The organism is Modestobacter sp. SYSU DS0511 (genome assembly GCF_054050755.1).
Window position 1 is genome coordinate 108,079 of sequence record NZ_JBJGZY010000007.1, and the last position, 18,781, is coordinate 126,859.

General features: G+C 75.5%; 14 protein-coding genes. 9 read left to right on the forward strand and 5 right to left on the reverse strand.

Translation table 11 applies throughout. The features are described 5' to 3' along the window. Positions 1 to 69 precede the first annotated feature (69 nt). The 3 genes from ACI783_RS05680 to ACI783_RS05690 are packed head-to-tail and all read left to right on the forward strand — an operon-like array spanning position 70 to position 3,525. On the forward strand, positions 70 to 1,803 hold the full coding sequence (locus ACI783_RS05680; protein ID WP_457139536.1) for an FAD-dependent oxidoreductase: 1,734 nt from the start codon (positions 70 to 72) through the stop codon (positions 1,801 to 1,803). Beyond that, positions 1,800 to 3,227, forward strand: a complete 1,428-nt coding sequence (locus ACI783_RS05685; protein WP_457139537.1) for a sensor histidine kinase — start codon at positions 1,800 to 1,802, stop codon at positions 3,225 to 3,227. Before ACI783_RS05680 ends, ACI783_RS05685 begins: the two co-directional genes overlap by 4 nt. A gap of 10 nt (positions 3,228 to 3,237) precedes the next feature. Next, positions 3,238 to 3,525, forward strand: coding sequence for a UBP-type zinc finger domain-containing protein (locus ACI783_RS05690; protein ID WP_457139538.1), 288 nt, complete (start codon positions 3,238 to 3,240; stop codon positions 3,523 to 3,525). 4 nt (positions 3,526 to 3,529) lie between these two features. Here the strand turns inward: ACI783_RS05690 and ACI783_RS05695 are convergent, their stop codons facing one another. The 3 genes from ACI783_RS05695 to ACI783_RS05705 form a co-directional block, all read right to left on the reverse strand. Beyond that, positions 3,530 to 3,661, reverse strand: coding sequence for a hypothetical protein (locus tag ACI783_RS05695; protein ID WP_457139539.1), 132 nt, complete (start codon positions 3,659 to 3,661; stop codon positions 3,530 to 3,532). Between the two features lie 94 nt (positions 3,662 to 3,755). Then, entirely contained in the window at positions 3,756 to 4,214 is a 459-nt protein-coding gene (locus tag ACI783_RS05700; RefSeq protein WP_457139540.1) for a hypothetical protein, read from the reverse strand. 136 nt (positions 4,215 to 4,350) lie between these two features. Further along, a complete protein-coding gene (locus ACI783_RS05705; protein WP_457139541.1) occupies positions 4,351 to 5,334 on the reverse strand; it encodes a ferritin-like domain-containing protein in 984 nt (327 codons plus the stop codon). Positions 5,335 to 5,531: 197 nt separating this feature from the next. On the opposite strand from ACI783_RS05705, the gene ACI783_RS05710 reads away from it, so the two are divergent. Then, positions 5,532 to 6,332, forward strand: a complete 801-nt coding sequence (locus ACI783_RS05710) for a TetR/AcrR family transcriptional regulator C-terminal domain-containing protein (protein WP_457139542.1) — start codon at positions 5,532 to 5,534, stop codon at positions 6,330 to 6,332. 12 nt (positions 6,333 to 6,344) lie between these two features. Here the strand turns inward: ACI783_RS05710 and ACI783_RS05715 are convergent, their stop codons facing one another. Beyond that, positions 6,345 to 7,013: a response regulator gene (locus tag ACI783_RS05715; protein WP_457139543.1), complete on the reverse strand. Its 669-nt coding sequence runs from the start codon at positions 7,011 to 7,013 to the stop codon at positions 6,345 to 6,347. Positions 7,014 to 7,026: 13 nt separating this feature from the next. After that, positions 7,027 to 8,670, reverse strand: a complete 1,644-nt coding sequence (locus ACI783_RS05720) for a sensor histidine kinase (protein ID WP_457139544.1) — start codon at positions 8,668 to 8,670, stop codon at positions 7,027 to 7,029. Between the two features lie 147 nt (positions 8,671 to 8,817). Here ACI783_RS05720 and ACI783_RS05725 point away from each other — a divergent pair, with 147 nt between their 5' ends. The 5 genes from ACI783_RS05725 to ACI783_RS05745 all read left to right on the forward strand — a co-directional run bounded on the left by ACI783_RS05725 (position 8,818) and on the right by ACI783_RS05745 (position 18,672). Beyond that, positions 8,818 to 10,230 carry a cation:dicarboxylate symporter family transporter gene (locus tag ACI783_RS05725; RefSeq protein WP_457139545.1) on the forward strand — a complete coding sequence of 471 codons (1,413 nt, stop codon included), beginning with the start codon at positions 8,818 to 8,820 and terminating at the stop codon, positions 10,228 to 10,230. Positions 10,231 to 10,457: 227 nt separating this feature from the next. Further along, entirely contained in the window at positions 10,458 to 11,312 is an 855-nt protein-coding gene (locus ACI783_RS05730) for a DUF2382 domain-containing protein (protein ID WP_457139546.1), read from the forward strand. A gap of 74 nt (positions 11,313 to 11,386) precedes the next feature. After that, positions 11,387 to 12,037: a hypothetical protein gene (locus ACI783_RS05735; RefSeq protein ID WP_457139547.1), complete on the forward strand. Its 651-nt coding sequence runs from the start codon at positions 11,387 to 11,389 to the stop codon at positions 12,035 to 12,037. 168 nt (positions 12,038 to 12,205) lie between these two features. Beyond that, positions 12,206 to 12,445: a hypothetical protein gene (locus ACI783_RS05740; RefSeq protein ID WP_457080559.1), complete on the forward strand. Its 240-nt coding sequence runs from the start codon at positions 12,206 to 12,208 to the stop codon at positions 12,443 to 12,445. Between the two features lie 101 nt (positions 12,446 to 12,546). Next, on the forward strand, positions 12,547 to 18,672 hold the full coding sequence (locus ACI783_RS05745; RefSeq protein WP_457139548.1) for a DUF3320 domain-containing protein: 6,126 nt from the start codon (positions 12,547 to 12,549) through the stop codon (positions 18,670 to 18,672). Positions 18,673 to 18,781: the final 109 nt, after the last annotated feature.

Sequence of the window (18,781 nt, forward strand, 5' to 3'; positions counted from 1 at the left end):
TGGCGCGTGGCCCGGGCCGGCAGACCGCGAGCCCGGAACGGCTACCGGTCCGCGCCGCGGAGGAGTTGGATGGCGGACGCCACCGGGGGCGCCCCCATCCCCGGGGTGACCACCCTCGCGGCCTGGACCGGAGGTGCCGTGCCCGCAAGACCCGTCCTGCTCACCGTCGACGACGACCGCGCCGTCAGCCGTGCGGTCGCCCGCGACCTCCGCCGTCACTACGGCGACCGGTACCGCGTCGTCCGCGCCGAGAGCGGCCCCGACGCGCTCGCCGTGCTCCGCGAGCTCACCGCCCGCGGCGAGGTGACCGCCCTGCTGCTCGCCGACCACCGGATGCCGGGGATGACCGGCGTCGAGTTCCTCGAGCAGGCGATGGACCTCGTCCCCGGCGCCAGGCGCGTGCTGCTCACCGCCTACGCCGACACCGACACCGCGATCCGGGCGATCAACGACGTCGACCTCGACCACTACCTGCTCAAGCCCTGGGACCCACCGGAGGAGAAGCTCTACCCGGTGCTGGACGAGCTGCTGGAGCAGTGGGGCCGGACCGCGCCGGCGCCGTTCGAGGGCATCACCCTGCTCGGTCACCAGTGGTCGGCGGAGACGCAGGAGCTGAAGGAGTTCCTCGCCCGCAACCAGGTGCCCTACCGGCACCTGCAGGGCGACGCCGCGACCGCGGTGCGCTCCGCCGCCGGGCTGGCCGACGACGCCCAGCTGCCCGCCACCGTCTTCCCCGACGGCGCGGTGCTCAGCCGGCCCGCGCTGCGCGACGTCGCCGAGCGGTGCGGCCTGCCGACCAGCGCCGGCAGCCCCTTCTACGACGTGGTCGTCGTCGGCGCCGGCCCGGCGGGGCTCGGGTCGGCGGTCTACGCCGGCAGCGAGGGGCTGCGCACCCTGCTCGTCGAGCGGACGGCGACCGGCGGCCAGGCGGGCACCAGCAGCCGGATCGAGAACTACCTGGGTTTCCCGCGCGGGGTCTCCGGCGCCGAGCTGGCGATGCGGGCGCGGGACCAGGCGGTGAAGTTCGGCGTCGAGGTGCTCACCACCGCCGAGATCACCGGGATCGCCCCGCACGGCGACGGACGGGTGCTGCGGTTCGCCGACGGCAGCGAGGTGACCGCGCACGCCGTCGTCCTGGCCACCGGGGTGCAGTGGACCCGGCTGCCGGCCGCCGGCGCGGAGGAGTTCGCCGGCCGTGGCGTCTACTACGGCGCCGACCCCCACGAGGCGCTGAGCTGCCGGGACGAGGAGGTCTACGTCGTCGGCGCGGCCAACTCCGCCGGCCAGGCGGCGCTGCACTTCGCCAGGTACGCCCGCCGGGTGGTGATGCTGTGCCGCGGTCCGGACATCCGCCGCGGGATGAGCGAGTACCTGGTGTCGCGGATCGAGGCCTCGGACGTCATCGAGGTGCGCACCTGCACCCAGGTCGTCGCCGTCGAGGGCGCGGACCACGTCGAGCGGCTGGTGCTCAGCGACAGCTCCACGGGCGGCACCGAGACCGTCGCGGCGTCCCGGCTGTTCGTCTTCATCGGCGCCCGGCCGCTCACCGACTGGCTCGGTGACGCCTTCTCCCGCGACGACCACGGCTTCCTGCGCACCGGCCCGGCGCTGCTCGACGGCGACGGCCGCCCACCGGCGGGCTGGCCCCTGCCTCGCGCGCCCTACCACCTGGAGTGCTCGGTGCCCGGGGTGTTCGCGGCCGGCGACGTCCGGTCGGAGTCGGTCAAGCGGGTCGCCGGGGCCGTCGGCGAGGGCGCGATGGCCGTGACCCTCGTGCACCGCTACCTGGAGGGGACCCGATGACCACCACGAGCCCGCGGATCGGCGTCGACGAGCTGCGCTCGCTCTTCCTGTTCGAGTCCCTCGACGACGACGTGCTGGCCTGGCTGGCCGAGCGCGCCGAGGTGCGGGTCTTCGACGCCGACGCCCTGGTCTTCGCCGAGGACGAGCCGGCCGAGGCGCTGTTCGTGCTGCTGGAGGGCACGCTGCTGCTGACCAAGCACGCCACCGGCGAGGACGTCGTCATCAACGAGACGTCGCACCGCGGGTCGTACTCCGGCGCCGTCCGGGCCTTCACCGCCGGGCCGCCGCAGCGCTACCAGACCTCGATGCGCACCACCCGGCCCAGCCGGTTCCTCCGGGTGTCCGCCGCCGACTTCGCCCAGCTGGTCCAGCAGCAGTGCCCGATGGCGGTGCACCTGCTCGACGGCATCTACGAGGGCGTGCGGGCGACCGAGTCGACGATGCGCCAGCGGGAGCACCTGGTGCAGCTCGGCGTGCTGTCGGCCAACCTCGCCCACGAGCTGAACAACCCCGCCGCCGCCGCGGTCCGCGCCACCGAGCAGCTGCGCACCCGCATCTCGGGCATGCGGAACAAGCTGAGCCTGCTGGCGAAGGAGGGGCTGTCACCGGAGATGGTGGCCAAGCTGGTCGCCGTCCAGGAGCAGTCCGTCGATCGGGCGCTGAAGCCGCGGCCAGAGCTCACCGCGCTGGAGGAGAGCGACCTGGAGGAGGAGATCTCCGACCGGCTGGAGGAGCGCGGCGTCGCGCACGCCTGGGAGCTCGCCCCGGTCTTCGCCGCCGCCGGGCTGGACGCCACCTGGGTCGACGACGTCGTGGAGCAGGTCGACGGCGGGGTGGAGTGGGACGCCGCCTTCGGCTGGATGCGCTACACCCTGGAGACCGAGGCGCTGATGAGCGAGATCGAGGAGGCCACCACCCGGGTCTCCGCGCTCGTCGGCGCGGTCAAGCAGTACTCCCACATGGACCAGGCCCAGCACTCCGAGGTGCCGCTCAAGCCCGGGCTGGAGAGCACCCTGGTGATGCTCGCCCGCAAGCTCACCGGCATCGAGGTGCGCCGGGAGTACGCCGCTGACCTGCCCGTCGTCCCCGGGTACCCCGCCGAGCTGAACCAGGTGTGGACCAACCTGATCGACAACGCCGCCGACGCGATGAACGGCTCCGGGGTGCTCACCCTGCGCACCCGCGCCGACGACGCGTCGGTGTTCGTGGAGATCGGCGACGACGGTCCGGGCATCCCGGCCGAACTGCAGCCACGGCTGTTCGAGCCGTTCGTGACCAGCAAGCCCGCGGGGCAGGGCAGCGGGCTGGGCCTGGAGAACGCCAAGCGGATCGTCGAGCGCCGGCACGGCGGCTCGCTGACCTACACGACCGGCCCGGCGGGGACGACCTTCTGCGTGCGCCTCCCCCGGCGCGGCAGCTCCTGAGGAGGGCGCGATGACCACCTGGCAGGTGCAGGACGGCGCCGCCTGCGGGCACACCGCCGGGTTGCCGGAGCCGCCGGGCCCGGCGTCGGCGTGCGAGGACTGCCTGGCGATCGGCGGCTCCTGGGTGCACCTGCGGCGCTGCCTGGGCTGCGACCACGTGGGGTGCTGCGACTCCTCACCCCACCGGCACGCGACGGCGCACTTCGCCGCCACCGCCCACCCGGTGGTCGCCTCCGCCGAGCGCGCCGAGCACTGGGCCTGGTGCTACGCCGACTCGGCGGTGCTGCTGCCGCGCTGAGCGGTCAGGACGGCGCGGCCGCCAGCTCGTCGAGCAGCCAACCGTGCAGCAACCGCACCAGCTCGGGGGTGCCGGAGCGCCGGGATGCGGTCTCCACGAGCATCACCAGCGCCAGGTGCGGTCGACAGGTCGACATGTCGCGGAGTCGACCCGGGACGCGTTCGGACGGCCGGGCCCCGCGCGACGACGGCGCCGCCCCGGCCGGGGCGGCGCCGTCGTCGCGCGTGTGGTCAGGCGGGGCGGCGGCCGGCCAGCTCGCGCGCCGCGGTGACCGCCGCGGCGTCGAGGGCGTCGGCGTCGCCGCGCTCCCGGGCCTGCGCCTGGCCGTCCAGCCACTCGGTGTGGCGCTCCCACGCGTCCTGCGGCGAGACGTCCAGCGCCCGGGCGATCTGCTCCCAGCTGGCGCCACCGCGCAGGGCCGCGCGGATGCCCAGGTGGCGGCTGCCGTGCGCCTTGCGGGCGACGACCTCACCGAGGGCGAGCAGCTCGAGGGCCTCCTCCACGTCGAGGGAGGTGCCGACGTCCTTCATGGCCAGCCAGTCGTCGTCGGTGTCGGCGTTGTCGATCGGGGTGTCGATGGCGACGTTGTCCCGGCGGCTCAGGAAGTCCAGCCGGGTCACGGCGGTCATGAGCGAGAACTCGCTCTCCAGCACCTCGGGGGTGATGGCGACCTCAGGCGGTGTGGTCATGAGGAACTGTGTTTCCCGGAGGGCCCGAGGCGTAACCGTGATCCACGCGACACCGGACCGCGCCGGACGGTCGTGCCCGTGGGTGACCGCCCGCGGACGCCCGGCGCGCCCCACGGACGGCGCGCCGGGCCGGGTGTCACTCGGTCACACCGACGGCCTCCTTGGCCAGCGCCGCGAGCCGGGTCTGGGTCGCGCTGACCACGCTGGAGCGCGCCTTGTGCGTCTCCTCGTACCGGATGACCGTGTTCACGTCGGCGGGGTCGTCGAGCCCCTTGACCGCCTCGGCGATCTGCGCGGCCGACATCGAGTCGTAGCCCTTGATCGGCAGCTCGTCGGCGGTCACGTCGCCGAGCTCGCGCCGGGTGGCGGCGACCGCCTCGGCCGCCTCGGTGTCGCCCTCGCGCTGGGCGATGCGCTCGGCCCGGCGCAGCGAGGCCAGCCGGCCGACGGTGAGGGTCTCCCGCACCGCACCGGTCAGGGACGTGACCCGGTCGCGCACGTCGTCGACGACGCCCGCCAGGCTGCCCTCGGCCGAGTCGCCGGCCTGCTGCGCACCGCCCACGGCCCGGTTGACCGTGTTGGCCGCGAACCGGACCGGCATGTTCACCAGCTTCGTGGCACCGCCGGCCACCTTCTGGAACGGGGTGGCCTGCAGGGCGGCCGGGCCGCCGAGCGCCTGCTCGGCGAGGACCACGGTGAGCCACTCGACGGTCGCGGAGTGGGCGGTGACCAGCCGGTCGGCGAGCTCCTCCACGGCCGGCTGCTCGGCGGCCTGGGCCAGCACCTTCAGGTAGGTGGCCCGGTCGAGCAGCTGGTGCTCCAGCTGCAGGTCCTGCAGCAGGGCCTCGTCGATCGGCTCGGCCTGCTCCAGGGTGCCCTTGACCAGGGCGGTCAGCCGGCCGACGACGGGGGCGACGACGTCGCCGACGCCGGAGAGCGCCCGCAGCTGCTCGGTGATCGCCGCGGCGCGCGCCACGGCGTTGTCGGCGTTCTCCTGCAGCTCACGGCGCACGGCGTCGGTGCGCGCCTGGGTGGTCCGGATCCGGGCGATCTGCTCCTCGGTCCGGGTGAGGGTGAGCAGTGCCCGCAGCTGGGTGATGAGCGTGGTGTGGTCGGTCACGAGGACTCCCGGGTGGCGGATGGCCTGACGCGGCACCGCTACCCGCAGACCCGTCCTCGCTAACAACTGCAAGCACCGTGCTAGCAGCTCGGGCACATCGGGTCCCCCGGGTGGGGTAGTGCGACCAGGGAGACGACCGGCGCCCCCACCCGACGGGGGACACTGGCCGCGGGGGCAGGTCGAGGAGACGGACAGTGGTGGAGACGACGAGCGACGACGAACGCGACCCCGATCTGGTGGCGGTGACCGAGGGCACCGAGGCCGCCACCGAGATGACCCGTCCGGCGGGGCTGGACCGGGAGCGGATCCTGCAGGCGGCGATCAGCTTCATCGACGAGCACGGGCTCGCCGCGCTGACCATGCGCCGGCTGGGCGCCTCGCTGGGGGTCGAGGCGATGGCCCTCTACCGCTACGTGCCCGGCCGCGAGGACCTGCTCGACGGCGTGGTGGACACCGTGGTCGAGCGGCTCTTCGACGACGACGACCAGCCCGACGACATCCACCTGGAGCACGCCAGCGGATGGCAGGACTACCTGATGCGGCTGGCCCACGGCGTGCGGCGGATCGCCCTGGCCCACCCGGCGGTCTTCCCGCTGGTGGCCAGCCGCCCGCCGGCTGCGCCCTGGGTCCGCCCGCCGCTGCGCAGCCTGCGGATGGTCGAGTCGTTCCTGCGCACCCTGTGCGACAACGGCTTCTCCGACCAGGCCGCCGTCGCCGCCTACCGGGCCTACTCCAGCTTCCTGCTCGGGCACCTGCTGCTGGAGGTCACCCAGATCGGCGCGCAGGTCAGCCTGCTCGACCAGCCGCAGGGCGACGCACAGGCCCAGCGGACCACCGACCTGACCGACTTCCCGGCCCTGATGCGCACCGAGCCGCTGCTGGCCCAGGACAAGTCGGCCGCGGAGTTCGAGGAGGCGTTGGAGAACCTGCTCGACCGACTGGAGCGCGTGCTGCACGAGGCGAAGAACTCCGACGACGGCTCGGTGCTGGACCTCTGACGCGCCGGCGGGTCACCGCCAGCGGTACTCGTGCTCCGGCCGCCCGGCGCCCCCGTACCGCGGGACCCGGTCGGCCACCCCGGTCTCCGCGAGGTACTCCAGGTAGCGGCGGGCGGTGATCCGGGAGACGCCCACCCGGGCGGCGAGCTCGGTGGCCGACAGTCCGTCCCCGCCGCGCAGCGCGCCGACCACCCGGTCCAGCGTCTCCCGGCCCATCCCCTTGGGCAGCGCCGCGGGCAGCGGGGCCCGCACCGCGCCGAGGGCCCGGTCGACGTCGTCCTGCCCGGCCACCTCTCCCCCGCCCCGCAGCCGCTCCCGGTACTCCGCGTACGTGGTCAGCCGGTCGCGCAGCGCCGGGTAGCTGAACGGCTTGAGCAAGTAGCCGACGACGCCCTGGGCCGCAGCCGCCCGCACCGTGGCCAGCTCCCGGGCCGACGTCACCGCGAGCACGTCGATGTCGGCGCCGGCGCCGCGGATCCGCCGGCACAGCTCCAGCCCGGTGGTGTCGGGCAGGTTCATGTCCAGCAGCACCAGGTCGACCCGCACCCGGGCCAGCGCGTCCAGCGCCACGGCCCCCGTGCCGGCGACGGCCGCGGTGGCGAACCCGGGCGTGTGGTCGACGTAGGCCCGGTGCGCCTCGGCGGCGACCGGCTCGTCCTCGACCACCAGCACCTTGATCACGCCCGCACCCCGATCACGCCCGCACTCCGCTCACGCCCGCATCCCGATCACCGGAACGGAGCGGCAGCGAGACCTCGAACCGGGCGCCGGGGCCCGGCCGGCACACCAGGGTGCCACCCAGCCGCCGGACCGCCGCCGCCACCAGCGCCAGGCCCAGGCCACGACCCGGGCCGGCGCCCGCGCCGTCGGCCCTCTTCGTCGTCCACCCGCGGCGGAAGACGTCGTCCAGGTCCTCCGCGGCGACGCCGGGGCCGGTGTCCTCGACCCGGATCTCCAGCCGGTCCCCCTCGGTCCACACCACCACCTGCACCTCGCGCGGCGGGTCACCGGCCAGGGCCGCCTCGATGCCGTTGTCGACGAGGTTGCCCACGATCGTCACCAGGTCACCGGCGGGCAGCCCGGTGGCGGTCACCGCGGTGGCCGGGTCGATCTCCAGCAGCACCCCCCGCTCGTGGGCGGCCGCGGCCTTGCCCAGCAGCAGGGCGGCCAGCACCGGCTCCTCGACGGCGGCGACCACGCGGTCGGTGAGCTCCTGGGCGGTGGCCAACTCGGCGACGGCGAACTCCACCGCCTCGCCGGTCCGGCCCAGCTCGACCAGGGAGACGGTCGTGTGCAGCCGGTTCGCGGCCTCGTGGGCCTGTGCGCGCAGCGACTCGGCGAAGGCCCGCACGCTGTCCAGCTCACCGGTCAGCGCCTGCAGCTCGGTGTGGTCCCGCAGGGTCACCACGACCCCGGCCGACCTGCCCGGTGCGCGGGCCGCCGCCTGGTTGACCACCAGCACCCGGCTGCCGGTGACGTGCACCTCGTCCACCGCCGGCCGCAGACCGGCCAGCAGCTCGGTGAGCTCCGCGGGCAGCCCGAGCTCGTCGACCCGCTGCCCGGTGGGGTCGTCGTCGAGCTGGAGCAGGCGTCGCGCCTCGTCGTTGACCAGCTGGACCCGCCGGTCTCCGCCGACCAGGACCAGCCCTTCACGCACCGCGTGCAGCACCGCCTCGTGGTACTCCAGCGCCCGGCCGATCTCCCGGGCGGACAGGTCGTGGGTCTGCCGCCGCAGCCGCCGGCTCAGCGCCCAGCTGCCGGCCGCCCCGACGGCGAGCGCCGCGGCCGCCGTCCCCACGACGCCGGGCAGGGCCGCGGTCAGGTCTGCGCCGATCCGGTCCACCGTGATCCCCGCCGACACCAGGGCGACCACCCGGCCCTGCTCGTCGAGCACCGGGCCGGTGGCCCGCACCGAGGGGCCCAGTGTGCCGGTGTAGGTCTCGGTGAACGTGTCGCCGGCCAGGGCGGGTGCGAGCGTGCCCAGGAACGGCCGGCCGATCTGCGCCGGGTCGGGGTGGGTGTACCGGGTGCGGTCGGGCGCGAGCACGGTGATGAAGCCCAGGCCCGCCTCGGTGCGCACCTGCTCGACGTAGGGCTGCAGCCGGGCGGTCGGGTCGGGGCCGCGCACGGCGTCGAGCACGGACGGTGAGGAGCTCAGGCTCTCCACCACCGCCGTGGTCCGGGCCTCCGCCTCGTGCACCACCGACTCGCGGGCATCGAGCCAGGCGACGACCGCGGAGGTCAGCACCACGACTGCGACGACCAGTGCCTGCAGGAGCAGCAGCCGGCGGGCGAGGCCAGGCTCCCGCCGGCGCCGGCGGGTCGGGCGGGTGCGCACCGCTGCAGTGTCCCCACCGATCCGGGGCCGGCGGCGGCCGGTGAACGAAATGAACGAATGCGTGACCCGGGTCACGGCGTGCCGCAGGGTGCGGGGCGACCACCCGGAGCCGCACGGCTCCTCCCGGCCGACTCCACAGGAGCAGTCATGGCCTCGAGCACCGACACCCCACCGGCGCCGGCGAAGCGGCGCGACCGCACGCACTGGCTCTACCTGGCGGTGATCGCCGCGGTCGTCCTCGGCATCGCCGTCGGCTTCGTCTTTCCCGAGTTTGCCCAGGACCTCAAGTGGCTCGGCACGGCGTTCGTCGGGCTGATCCGGATGCTGATCGCGCCGGTCATCTTCTGCACGATCGTGCTCGGCATCGGCTCGATCCGGCAGGCGGCCAAGGTGGGCCGGGTCGGCGGGCTGGCGCTGGGCTACTTCCTGCTGATGTCCACCGTGGCGCTGGCCATCGGCCTGGTGGTGGGCAACCTGCTGCACCCGGGCAACGGCCTGCAGCTGAGCGAGGACCTGCGCGGCGCGGGCCGCGACCTGGCCCGGGAGGCGGAGCAGAGCGGCGGCACGGTCGACTTCCTGCTGAACCTGATCCCGGAGACGCTGGTCTCGGCGCTCACCGACGGCTCGGTGCTGCAGGCGCTGCTCGTCGCGCTGCTCGTCGGCTTCGCCATCCAGGCGATGGGCCGCTCGGGGGAGCCGGTGCTGCGCGGCATCGGGCACTTCCAGAAGCTGGTCTTCCGGGTGCTCGCGATGATCATGTGGGTGGCGCCGATCGGCGCGTTCGGGGCGATCGCGGCGGTCGTCGGCGAGACCGGCATCGACGCGTTGAAGAGCCTCGCGGTGATCATGCTCGGCTTCTACGCCACCTGCCTGCTGTTCGTGGTCGTCGTCCTGGGGCTGCTGCTGCGGGTGGTCGCCGGGGTGAACCTGTTCGCGCTGCTGCGGTACCTGGGCCGGGAGTTCCTGCTGATCGTCTCCACCTCCTCCTCGGAGACGGCGCTGCCGCGGCTGATCGCGAAGATGGAGCACGCCGGGGTCAGCAAGCCGGTGGCCGGGATCGTGGTACCGACCGGGTACTCCTTCAACCTCGACGGCACGGCGATCTACCTGACCATGGCCTCGCTGTTCATCGCCGAGGCGCTGGGCGACCCGCTGTCGGTGGGCGAGCAGATCGGCCTGCTGGTCTTCATGATCATCGCCTCCAAGGGCGCGGCCGGGGTCACCGGTGCGGGCCTGGCCACGCTGGCCGGCGGGCTGGCGGCGCACAAGCCGGAGCTGCTGGACGGCGTCGGCTTCATCGTCGGCATCGACCGGTTCATGTCCGAGGCCCGCGCGCTGACCAACTTCGCCGGCAACGCGGTCGCCGCCGTCCTCGTCGCCACCTGGACCCGGGAGCTGGACCGCGAGCAGCTCGACGCGGTGCTGGCCGGGCAGCGGCCCTTCGACGAGGCGACCATGCTCGACCCGCACGACGACGAGGAGCCCGTCTCGGCCACCAACGCGGGCCCCGGTCAGGCCGACGCCGGCCGGGCGCAGCGCGAGGTCGCGCTCCCGCACTGACCCGAGGTCCCGACAGCGGCGCCGTCCCGGTTCCTCCGGGGCGGCGCCGCTGCGCGTCCAGGCACGAGGTGATGCCGGAGCGTGACCGCCGCGCTCCGGTACGCCCCGAGACGCCCCGGGCCGTTTACGGCGTAAACCGCCGGGCTACCTGAGGTCCGCCAGGCCGACCGGCGCGCACGGCGCGAGGCCGCCCGGGCCCATCCACCCCCTTTGCTGAGGAGCACCTCGTGATCACCGAGCAGGACATCCAGACCGTCATCGGCACCACCGCCGTGGACGCCGACGGCGACAAGCTCGGCAAGGTCGGCCAGGTCTACCTGGACGACCAGACCGGCCGCCCCGAGTGGGCCACCGTGAGCACCGGCCTGTTCGGCACCTCGGAGACCTTCGTCCCGCTGGCCGATGCCCAGCTCGCCGACGGCGCCCTGCGCGTGCCCTACCAGAAGGCCAAGGTCAAGGACGCGCCGCGGATGGACGCCGACTCCGGGCACCTCAGCCCCGACGAGGAGGCCGAACTCTACCGCTACTACGGCGTGGGCACCGGCACCGGCACCGACACCACCGCCGGGTACACCGACACCACCGCCGGCCGCGCGGACGCCAACGCCGGGCGCACCGCGGGCTTCGACGACACCAACCGGCACGACACCAACCGGCACGGCACCACCGGGCACGACACCTCCGGCCCGACCACCGACGACGCCATGACCCGCTCGGAGGAGCAGCTCCGGGTCGGCACCCAGCAGGTCGAGGCCGGCAAGGCCCGGCTGCGCAAGTACGTCGTCACCGAGAACGTGACCACCACCGTGCCGGTCTCCCACGAGGAGGTCCGGCTCGAGCGCGAGCCGATCACCGACGCCAACCGCGAGGCCGCCCTCGACGGCCCGGCGATCTCCGAGGAGGAGCACGAGGTCGTGCTGCACGCCGAGCGTCCCGTGGTCGCCAAGGAGGCCGTCCCGGTCGAGCGCGTCCGGCTGGACACGGAGACCGTCACCGGCGAGGAGACGGTCAGCGACTCGGTGCGCAAGGAGCAGATCGAGGCCGACACCGACGGCCGCACCGAGGGCCGCGGCACCCGCTGATCCACCCCCGGTCGGCGGGTGCACGCCCGCCGACCGGGGTATCCCTCCAGCCACCGACCCCTCCGGGAGATCCCATGGCCACCAACTCGTCCCCCGATCCCAGCGGCGCCGCCACCAGCGCCCGGGACACGGAGTTCCGCAACAACTCCGCCGCAGGCGCCCGCGCCACGCGGGGCACCGCCCGCGACGCGGTCGACGCCCAGCACGCCCGCTTCGGCGGGATCAAGTGGGGCGCGGCCTTCTTCGGCTGGCTGTCGGCCAACGGCCTGGCCGTGCTGCTGATCGCGCTCGTCTCCGCCGCCGGCGTCGCCCTCGGTCTCACCGAGGACCTCGACGTCGCCGAGGCCACCGACCAGCCCGGCACCGTGGGCATCGGCGGGGGCATCGCGCTGCTGGTGGTGCTGTTCCTGGCCTACCTCGCCGGCGGCTACGTGGCCGGCCGGATGGCGCGCTTCGACGGCATCCGGCAGGGCATCGCCGTCTGGGTCGTCGGGCTGCTCGTGGTCATCGCGCTCGCGGTCGCCGGCGCGGTGCTCGGCTCGCAGTACAACGTGCTGTCCCAGCTGAACCTGCCGCGCATCCCCGTCGACGAGGGCACCGCCACCACCGCCGGAATCATCGCCCTGGTCGCCGTCCTGGTGGTCACGCTGGTCGGCGCGATCCTGGGCGGCAAGCTCGGCGAGCGCTTCCACCGCAAGGTCGACCGGGCCGGTTTCGCCGCCTGATCAGCACCTCGGACCACGTCCCCACCGCCGTCGGCCCGGACCGGGCCGGCGGCGGTGGTGCGTCCGGGACCGTTCCGGTGAGGCGCGTGGGGTGGTTGGGACGGCCCGCCCCCGACCGTCCGCGTGTTGGTCGGCGGAACGGCGTCGCCGTCTCACATGGTGGCCGGCATGGGATTCACCTACCGCACGGCGCGCGCCGTGATGATGGTCGGGTCCATGTCGGACCCGGCCGGCCAGCAGGCCCGCCTCATCGGCCCCGCCCACGCGACCCTGGGGCTCAGCGGCGCCCGCGGCCGCACCGCGCTGTGCGGTGTCTACGTCGCCCGGGACGAGGAGGTGCCCTGGCCTCCGCAGCCCGAGGTCTGCGACTCGCTCTGCCCCGCCTGCAGCCAGCTCGCCCTGCTCTGACACGGGTGCCATCCGTCCCCACCAGACACCTGTCGCCACACCCGCACCACCTGTCGGCCGGGTGCGCCGGACCGGTCCGTCCGAACCGGTAGACAGACCCCATGGGGAACGTCGCCGACCTGCACCACGAGGCCGAGGGGCCCGTTCCGCCGCCCACCGAGCAGCCGGTCTCCCTCGAGCTCACCGCCACCCCGGTGCTCAGCCACGCACTGGCGTACAACGAGGTGCCGGTCGTCTCGCGGCTGGCGGTGCACAGCGCCACCACCACCGTCCGCGGCGCGACCGTGCGGCTGTCGGTGGCCGATGACGTCGGGCCGGTCGGCCCCCCGGTCGAGCGGCTCGTCGACCTGGAGGCCGGGCGCACCACGGTCGTCGGTGACGTCGGGCTCGCCCTGGACGCCGGGGCTCTGCTGCAGGTGCCCGAGCGCCGGTCCGGCTGGGTCCGCGTCGAGCTGACCGCCGGCGACCGCACGTTGGCGTCCCGCCGCATCCCGGTGCACGTGCTGGCCCCGGGCCAGTGGCTTGCCACCCCATCGCCGCTGGCGCTGGAGCTGCTGGCCGCGCACGTGCTGCCGCACGACCCGGCGGTCGGCCGGCTGCTCGACGACGCCTGCGACCTGCTGGAGGAGGGCACCGGCAGCCGCGCGCTCTCCGGCTACGACGAGGGCCCGGAGCGGGTCGACGAGGTGGTCGACGCGCTGGTGTGGGCGATGCGCCGGCGCAGCGTGCGGCCCACCCTGCCGCCGGTGAGCTGGACCGAGGTCGGCCAGGTGGTGCGCACCCCGGACGAGGTGCTCGACGGCGGCGTCGGCACCAGCCTGGACACCACGCTCACCCTCGCCGCGGCCTGCGAGCGCGCCGGCGTCCGGCCGCTGGTCTGGGTGGCCGACGGCCACGCCTTCTGCGGCTACTGGCGCGAGGAGCGCAGCACCGAGACCGCGGCCACCACCGACGTGGCCGGACTGGTGGACCTGGTCGACCTCGGCGTGATCCGGCTGGTGGAGACGACGCTGCTGGCCGCCGGTGGGAGCAACGTCGCCGACCTGCACCGCCCGGCCTACGCCGCCTGGCTCACCGGCGACCTCGGCCGGCTGCTGGGGGTCACCGACGTCGTCCGCGCCCGGCGCGAGGGCGTGCGGGCGCTGCCGGTGCACACCGCCGGCGACGTCGTGCTGGAGCACCGGGCCGCCGCGGGTGCCGCCGAGGCAGCCGTCGAGGCCGTCGCCGGATCGGAGCCGGCGCCGTCGGCACCCGACGCCCGCCCGGAGGTGCCCGCGCGCGTCCAGCAGTGGAAGAACGCCCTGCTGGACCTGAGCCCGCGCAACCGGCTCATCTCCTACGGCGAGCGCGCCGGCGTGCCGCTGACCGTGCCGCACGACGTGCTGCCCCTGCTGGAGGAGCTGCTCACCGGCGGCACCACGCTCACCCTGCTGCCGGGCGACGCCCTCTCCGAGGTGCAGCGCGAGCGCGGGGTGCGGTCGGCGCGCGAGCTGCCGGCCGAGCTGCTCACCGAGACCCTGGCCGAGCGCCGCGCCGTGCACGCCGACGTGCCCGAGGCCGGGTACCTCTCCCGGCTGCGCGGCCTGGCACACCGGGCCCGCACCGTGGTCGAGGAGACCGGGGCGAACAACCTGTACCTCGCGCTGGGCAGCCTGGTCTGGGAGGCCGACGGCCGCCCGCTGCGTTCCCCGCTGGTGCTGCTGCCGGTGCTGCTGAGCCCGGCCTCGCACACCGGCGCCTACCGGCTGACCGCCGACGAGGCCGGTGCCGCCACCCCGAACTGGTGTCTGCTGGAGAAGCTGCGCCGGCTGCACGGGCTGACCGTGCCCGGCCTGGCCGAGGCGGCCGACGGCGTGCGGCTGGGCGCTGCCGTGCAGGCCGTGCGCGAGGCGCTGGCCGAGCGCGGCCTGCCCTGGCGGGTCGAGCCGACGGCCGACCTCGCGGTGCTCCAGTTCGCCAAGCACCGGCTCTGGCAGGACCTCGACCAGCACTGGGCCGACCTCGCCCGCAACCCCCTGGTCGCCCACCTGGTCCGCGACCCGAACGCGCCGTTCACCGACCCGGCGCCGGACACCGCTGGCACGGTCGACCTGGACGAGCTGGCCGCCGGCTGCCCGCTGCCCGCCGACGCCTCGCAGCTGCGCGCGGTCGCCGAGGCGGTCGCCGGGCGCACCTTCGTGCTGGAGGGCCCGCCCGGCACCGGCAAGTCGCAGACGATCACCAACTTGCTCACCCGGGCGGTCGCCGAGGGCAAGCGGGTGCTGTTCGTCGCCGAGAAGCGCGCCGCGCTCGACGTCGTGGCCCGGCGGCTGGACGCCGTCGGCATGGGCCCGTTCGCGCTGGACCTGCACGACAAGGGCAGCCGGCCGGCCGGCGTCCGGGCGCAGATCCGGGCGGCGCTGGACTCCGCGGTCGAGGTCGACGAGCAGGGTCTGGCCGCCGACGCGGAGGACCTGCGCTCGGCCCGCCGGAGCCTGGACCGCTACGCCGAGCGCCTGCACGCCCCGAACCCGGCCGGGCTGTCGTACTACTCGGCCCGCACGGCGGTGCTGGCCGCCGGGGACGCGGTCCCGCCGCTGCCGGTGCCCCCGGCCTTCGCCGGCCAGGCGGACGCCGAGACGGTCACCGCGGTGCGCCGGGCGCTGGCGCTGCTGCCGGACATCGCCGACCTGGCCCGCCCCTCGGCGGGCCACGCGTGGGCCTTCCTGGACACCATCGACATCGACATCGAGGCGGTGCAGCGGGCGGCGGTCGCCGTCGACAGCGCCATCCGTGAGCTGCCCGGCGAGGGCGCCCTGGCCGCCGTGCTGCGGGCGGTCCGCACGCCGGAGGACCTGGACGACCTGGCGCACCTGCTGGCCGGGCCGCCGCTGGGCCTCGACGTGCTCGACCAGGTGCGCGGCCCCCGCTGGGCGGCCGCGCTCGACGACCTGCTCGCCGACGTGGAGGCGCTGGCCGAGGCCGGTTGCCCCGCCTTCGACGTCGTCACCCCCGATGCGCTCGGCCTGCCGCTGGGTGAGCTCTTCGTGCAGGCGCAGGAGGCGGCCGCCGGCTCCTTCCTGGGCCGGCGCGGCAAGCTCGCCGAGGTGCGCGCCCGGTTCGCTGGTGTGCTGGTCGACGGCGCGACGGTGCGGACCAAGGACGTGCCGGAGCTGACCGCGTCGCTGCGCACCGTGCAGTCGGCCGTGCAGGCCCTGGCGGCGCGCGCGACCGCCGTCCCGGGGCTGCAGGTGCCCGCCGGCTGGAACCCCTTCACCGACGCCGGGCGCACCCTGCTGGCGGCCGAGGCCCGCTGGCTGCGGCGGGCCGCGGCGACGGCCGACGGTTCCGCGGGGCTGGCCGGCGCGGTGCGCCGGCTCCTGGCCGCGGGGCCCGCCTCCGACCCCGCCGCCGCGCGCCTGGTGCTCCGGCTGCGCGACGCGGTGACCGCGCTGCTGACCGCCTGCGGCAGCTCCTCGGCGCAGCTCGCGGCGTGGAGCGGCGGGCAGGGGCTGGTGCTGCACTGGACGATGACCCGCCCCGAGCGGGGCGTGGAGTACATCCACCCGATGTCACTGCGACGCTGGGTGAGCCTGCTGGACACCCTGGAGCCGCTGCGGCTGACCGGGCTCACCGAGGCCCGCCGGCTGCTGGTGCACGGTGAGCTGCCCGCCGAGGACGCGGTGCGCGCCTTCGACCGCGGGCTGGCCGAGGCCTCGCTGGCCGAGCGCCGGGACGCCACCGGGCTGAGCGCCTTCGACGCCGGCCGGCACGAGGCGACGATCACCCGGTTCGCCGCGGCGTCCCGGGCGGTCCGGTCGCACCTGACCTGCGCCCTGCCCGCCGGGGTGCTGGCCGCCCGCCCGTTCGACCCGGCGACCGGGGACAGCCGGGTGGGCGCGCTGCAGCGGGAGCTGGCCAAGCAGCGCCGGGGGCTGGGCGTGCGGGGCCTGCTGGCCGCGCACGGCGACCTGATCACCTCCGTGCTGCCCTGCGTGCTGGTCAGCCCGGACTCGGTGGCCCGCTTCTTCCCCGCCGACGCCGACCTCTTCGACCTGGTCGTCTTCGACGAGGCCTCGCAGATCCGGGTCGCCGACGCCATCGGCGCGCTGGGCCGGGCCCGCGCCGCGGTCGTCGTCGGGGACAGCAAGCAGCTGCCGCCGGCGACGTTCGGTGAGCCGTCCGCAGCCGACGACGAGCCGGCCGAGGACACCGTTGCCGACGAGGAGTCGATCCTCTCGGAGTGCCTGCAGGCCCGGGTGCCGCGGCAGTGGCTGTCCTGGCACTACCGCAGCCAGGACGAGACGCTGATCGCCTTCAGCAACGCCCAGTACTACGACAACCGGCTGGCCACCTTCCCGGCCCCGGCGCACGGGCGCGCGTCCTCGGGCCCCGGGGGCCGTGGGGTGTCGTTGGTGCGGGTCGAGGGCACCTTCCACCGCACCGGGGGCGGGAAGCTGCTGCGGACCAACCCGGTGGAGGCGGCGGCCGTGGTCGCCGAGGTGCTGCGCCGGTTCGAGGTGGCCGCGCCCGCGGTGCCCTCGATCGGGGTGGTCACCTTCAACGCGCCGCAGCGGTCGCTGATCGAGGCGCAGCTGCGCGACAGCGGCGACCAGCGGGTGGTCGATGCCCTCGACCGCACCGACGGCGAGGGCCTGTTCGTGAAGAACCTGGAGAACGTGCAGGGCGACGAGCGCGACGTCGTCTTCTTCTCCACCGGCTTCAGCCCGGACGAGCGCGGGAACCTGCCGCTGAACTTCGGCCCGCTGAACCGTGCCGGAGGCGAGCGGCGGCTCAACGTGGCCGTCACCCGGGCCCGCCACCAGGTCGTCGTCTTCACCTCCTTCGCCCCGGAGCAGCTGCGCGCCGAGCAGACGGCCTCGCTGGGCGTGCAGCACCTGCGCGCCTACCTGGACCTGGCGGCGCTGGGCACCGATGCGCTGCCGCGCGGCGCCCGCCCGGCCGGGGCGCCGGACCGGCACCGCGACGAGATCGCCGCCGCGCTGCGCGAGCGGGGGCTGGTGGTGCGCACCGACGTCGGGCTGTCGGACTTCCGGGTCGACCTGACCGTCGCCCGCGCGGCCGCCCCGGATGCCCCGGTGCTGGCGGTGCTGCTGGACGGGCCGGCGTGGGCGCGCCGGAGGACGGTCGGTGACCGGGACGGGCTGCCGGTGGAGGTGCTCTCCGGCCTGCTCGGCTGGCCCGCGGTCGAACGAGTGTGGCTGCCGACGTGGCTGGTCGACGCCGGTGCCGTCGTCGACCGGCTGGTCGCCGCGGTCGACGCCACTCCCCTGCCCCGCTCCGCCGTCCCGGCGGAGCCCCCGGCTGCGGTGGCCGCGCCGGCTCTGGAGTCCCGACCGGTCGAGGACGCCGCGACCACCGCCGAGACCGGGACCGGGACCGAGACCCGGACCGAGACCCGGACCGGGACTGCCGAGCACGAGGGCCCGCTGGCCGACGTGATCCCGATCCGCCCGGTGGCGCGCGTGGCGCAGCCGACCACCGCCCCCGAGACCACCGCCCCCGAGACCACCGCCCCCGAGACCACCGCCCCGGGGAACGCCGCCCAGCCCGTCGTCGCGGTCGCGGAACCCGTGGTCGACACCGCGGCCGGGACGCCGGCCGCTGCCACTGCGGCGGGTACCCGGCCGGCGAACACCCGGTCGGCGAGCACCCGGTCGGCGGAGCCGGCCGCACCGCTGGACGAGGAGCTGCCGTTCATCGCCTGGGCGCCCAAGCCGGCCGGGGACAGGAAGCAGCTCGACCAGCTGGGTGACCCGGCGGTCCAGCGGGTCGTGCGGCGGGTGCTCAACGCCGGCATCAAGGCCGAGGGGCCGGTGCACCGCGACCGGCTGGCCCGGCTGACCGCCGGCGCCTTCGGCCTCACCCGGGTGGGCGCCGCCCGCCGGGACGCCCTGATGGACCTGCTGCCACCCAGCGCGCTGCAGGGCGAGCACCTGTGGCCCAAGGGCACCGACCCGGCCGAGTGGACCTGGTTCCGCCGGCAGGCCACTGCCGCCGAGCGGCCGCTGGAGCAGATCGCCCCGCGTGAGGTCGGCAACGCGATGGTCGCCCTCACCCGCGCCGCCGGGAGCCTGGCCGTCGACGAGCTGCGGATCCGCACCGCGGAGGTCTTCGGGCACCGCCGACTCACCCCGGCGGCCCACCCGCCGCTCGACGCTGCCCTGCAGGCGGCCGTGGCGGCCGGGCGCCTGACGGTCACCGCCGACGGCACCGTCACCGCCTGAACCACTGCTGCCGACAGTCGTGGGGGGGGGGGGGGGGGGGGGGGGGGGGGGGGGGGGGGGGGGGGGGGGGGGGGGGGGGGGGGGGGGGGGGGGGGGGGGGGGGGGGGGG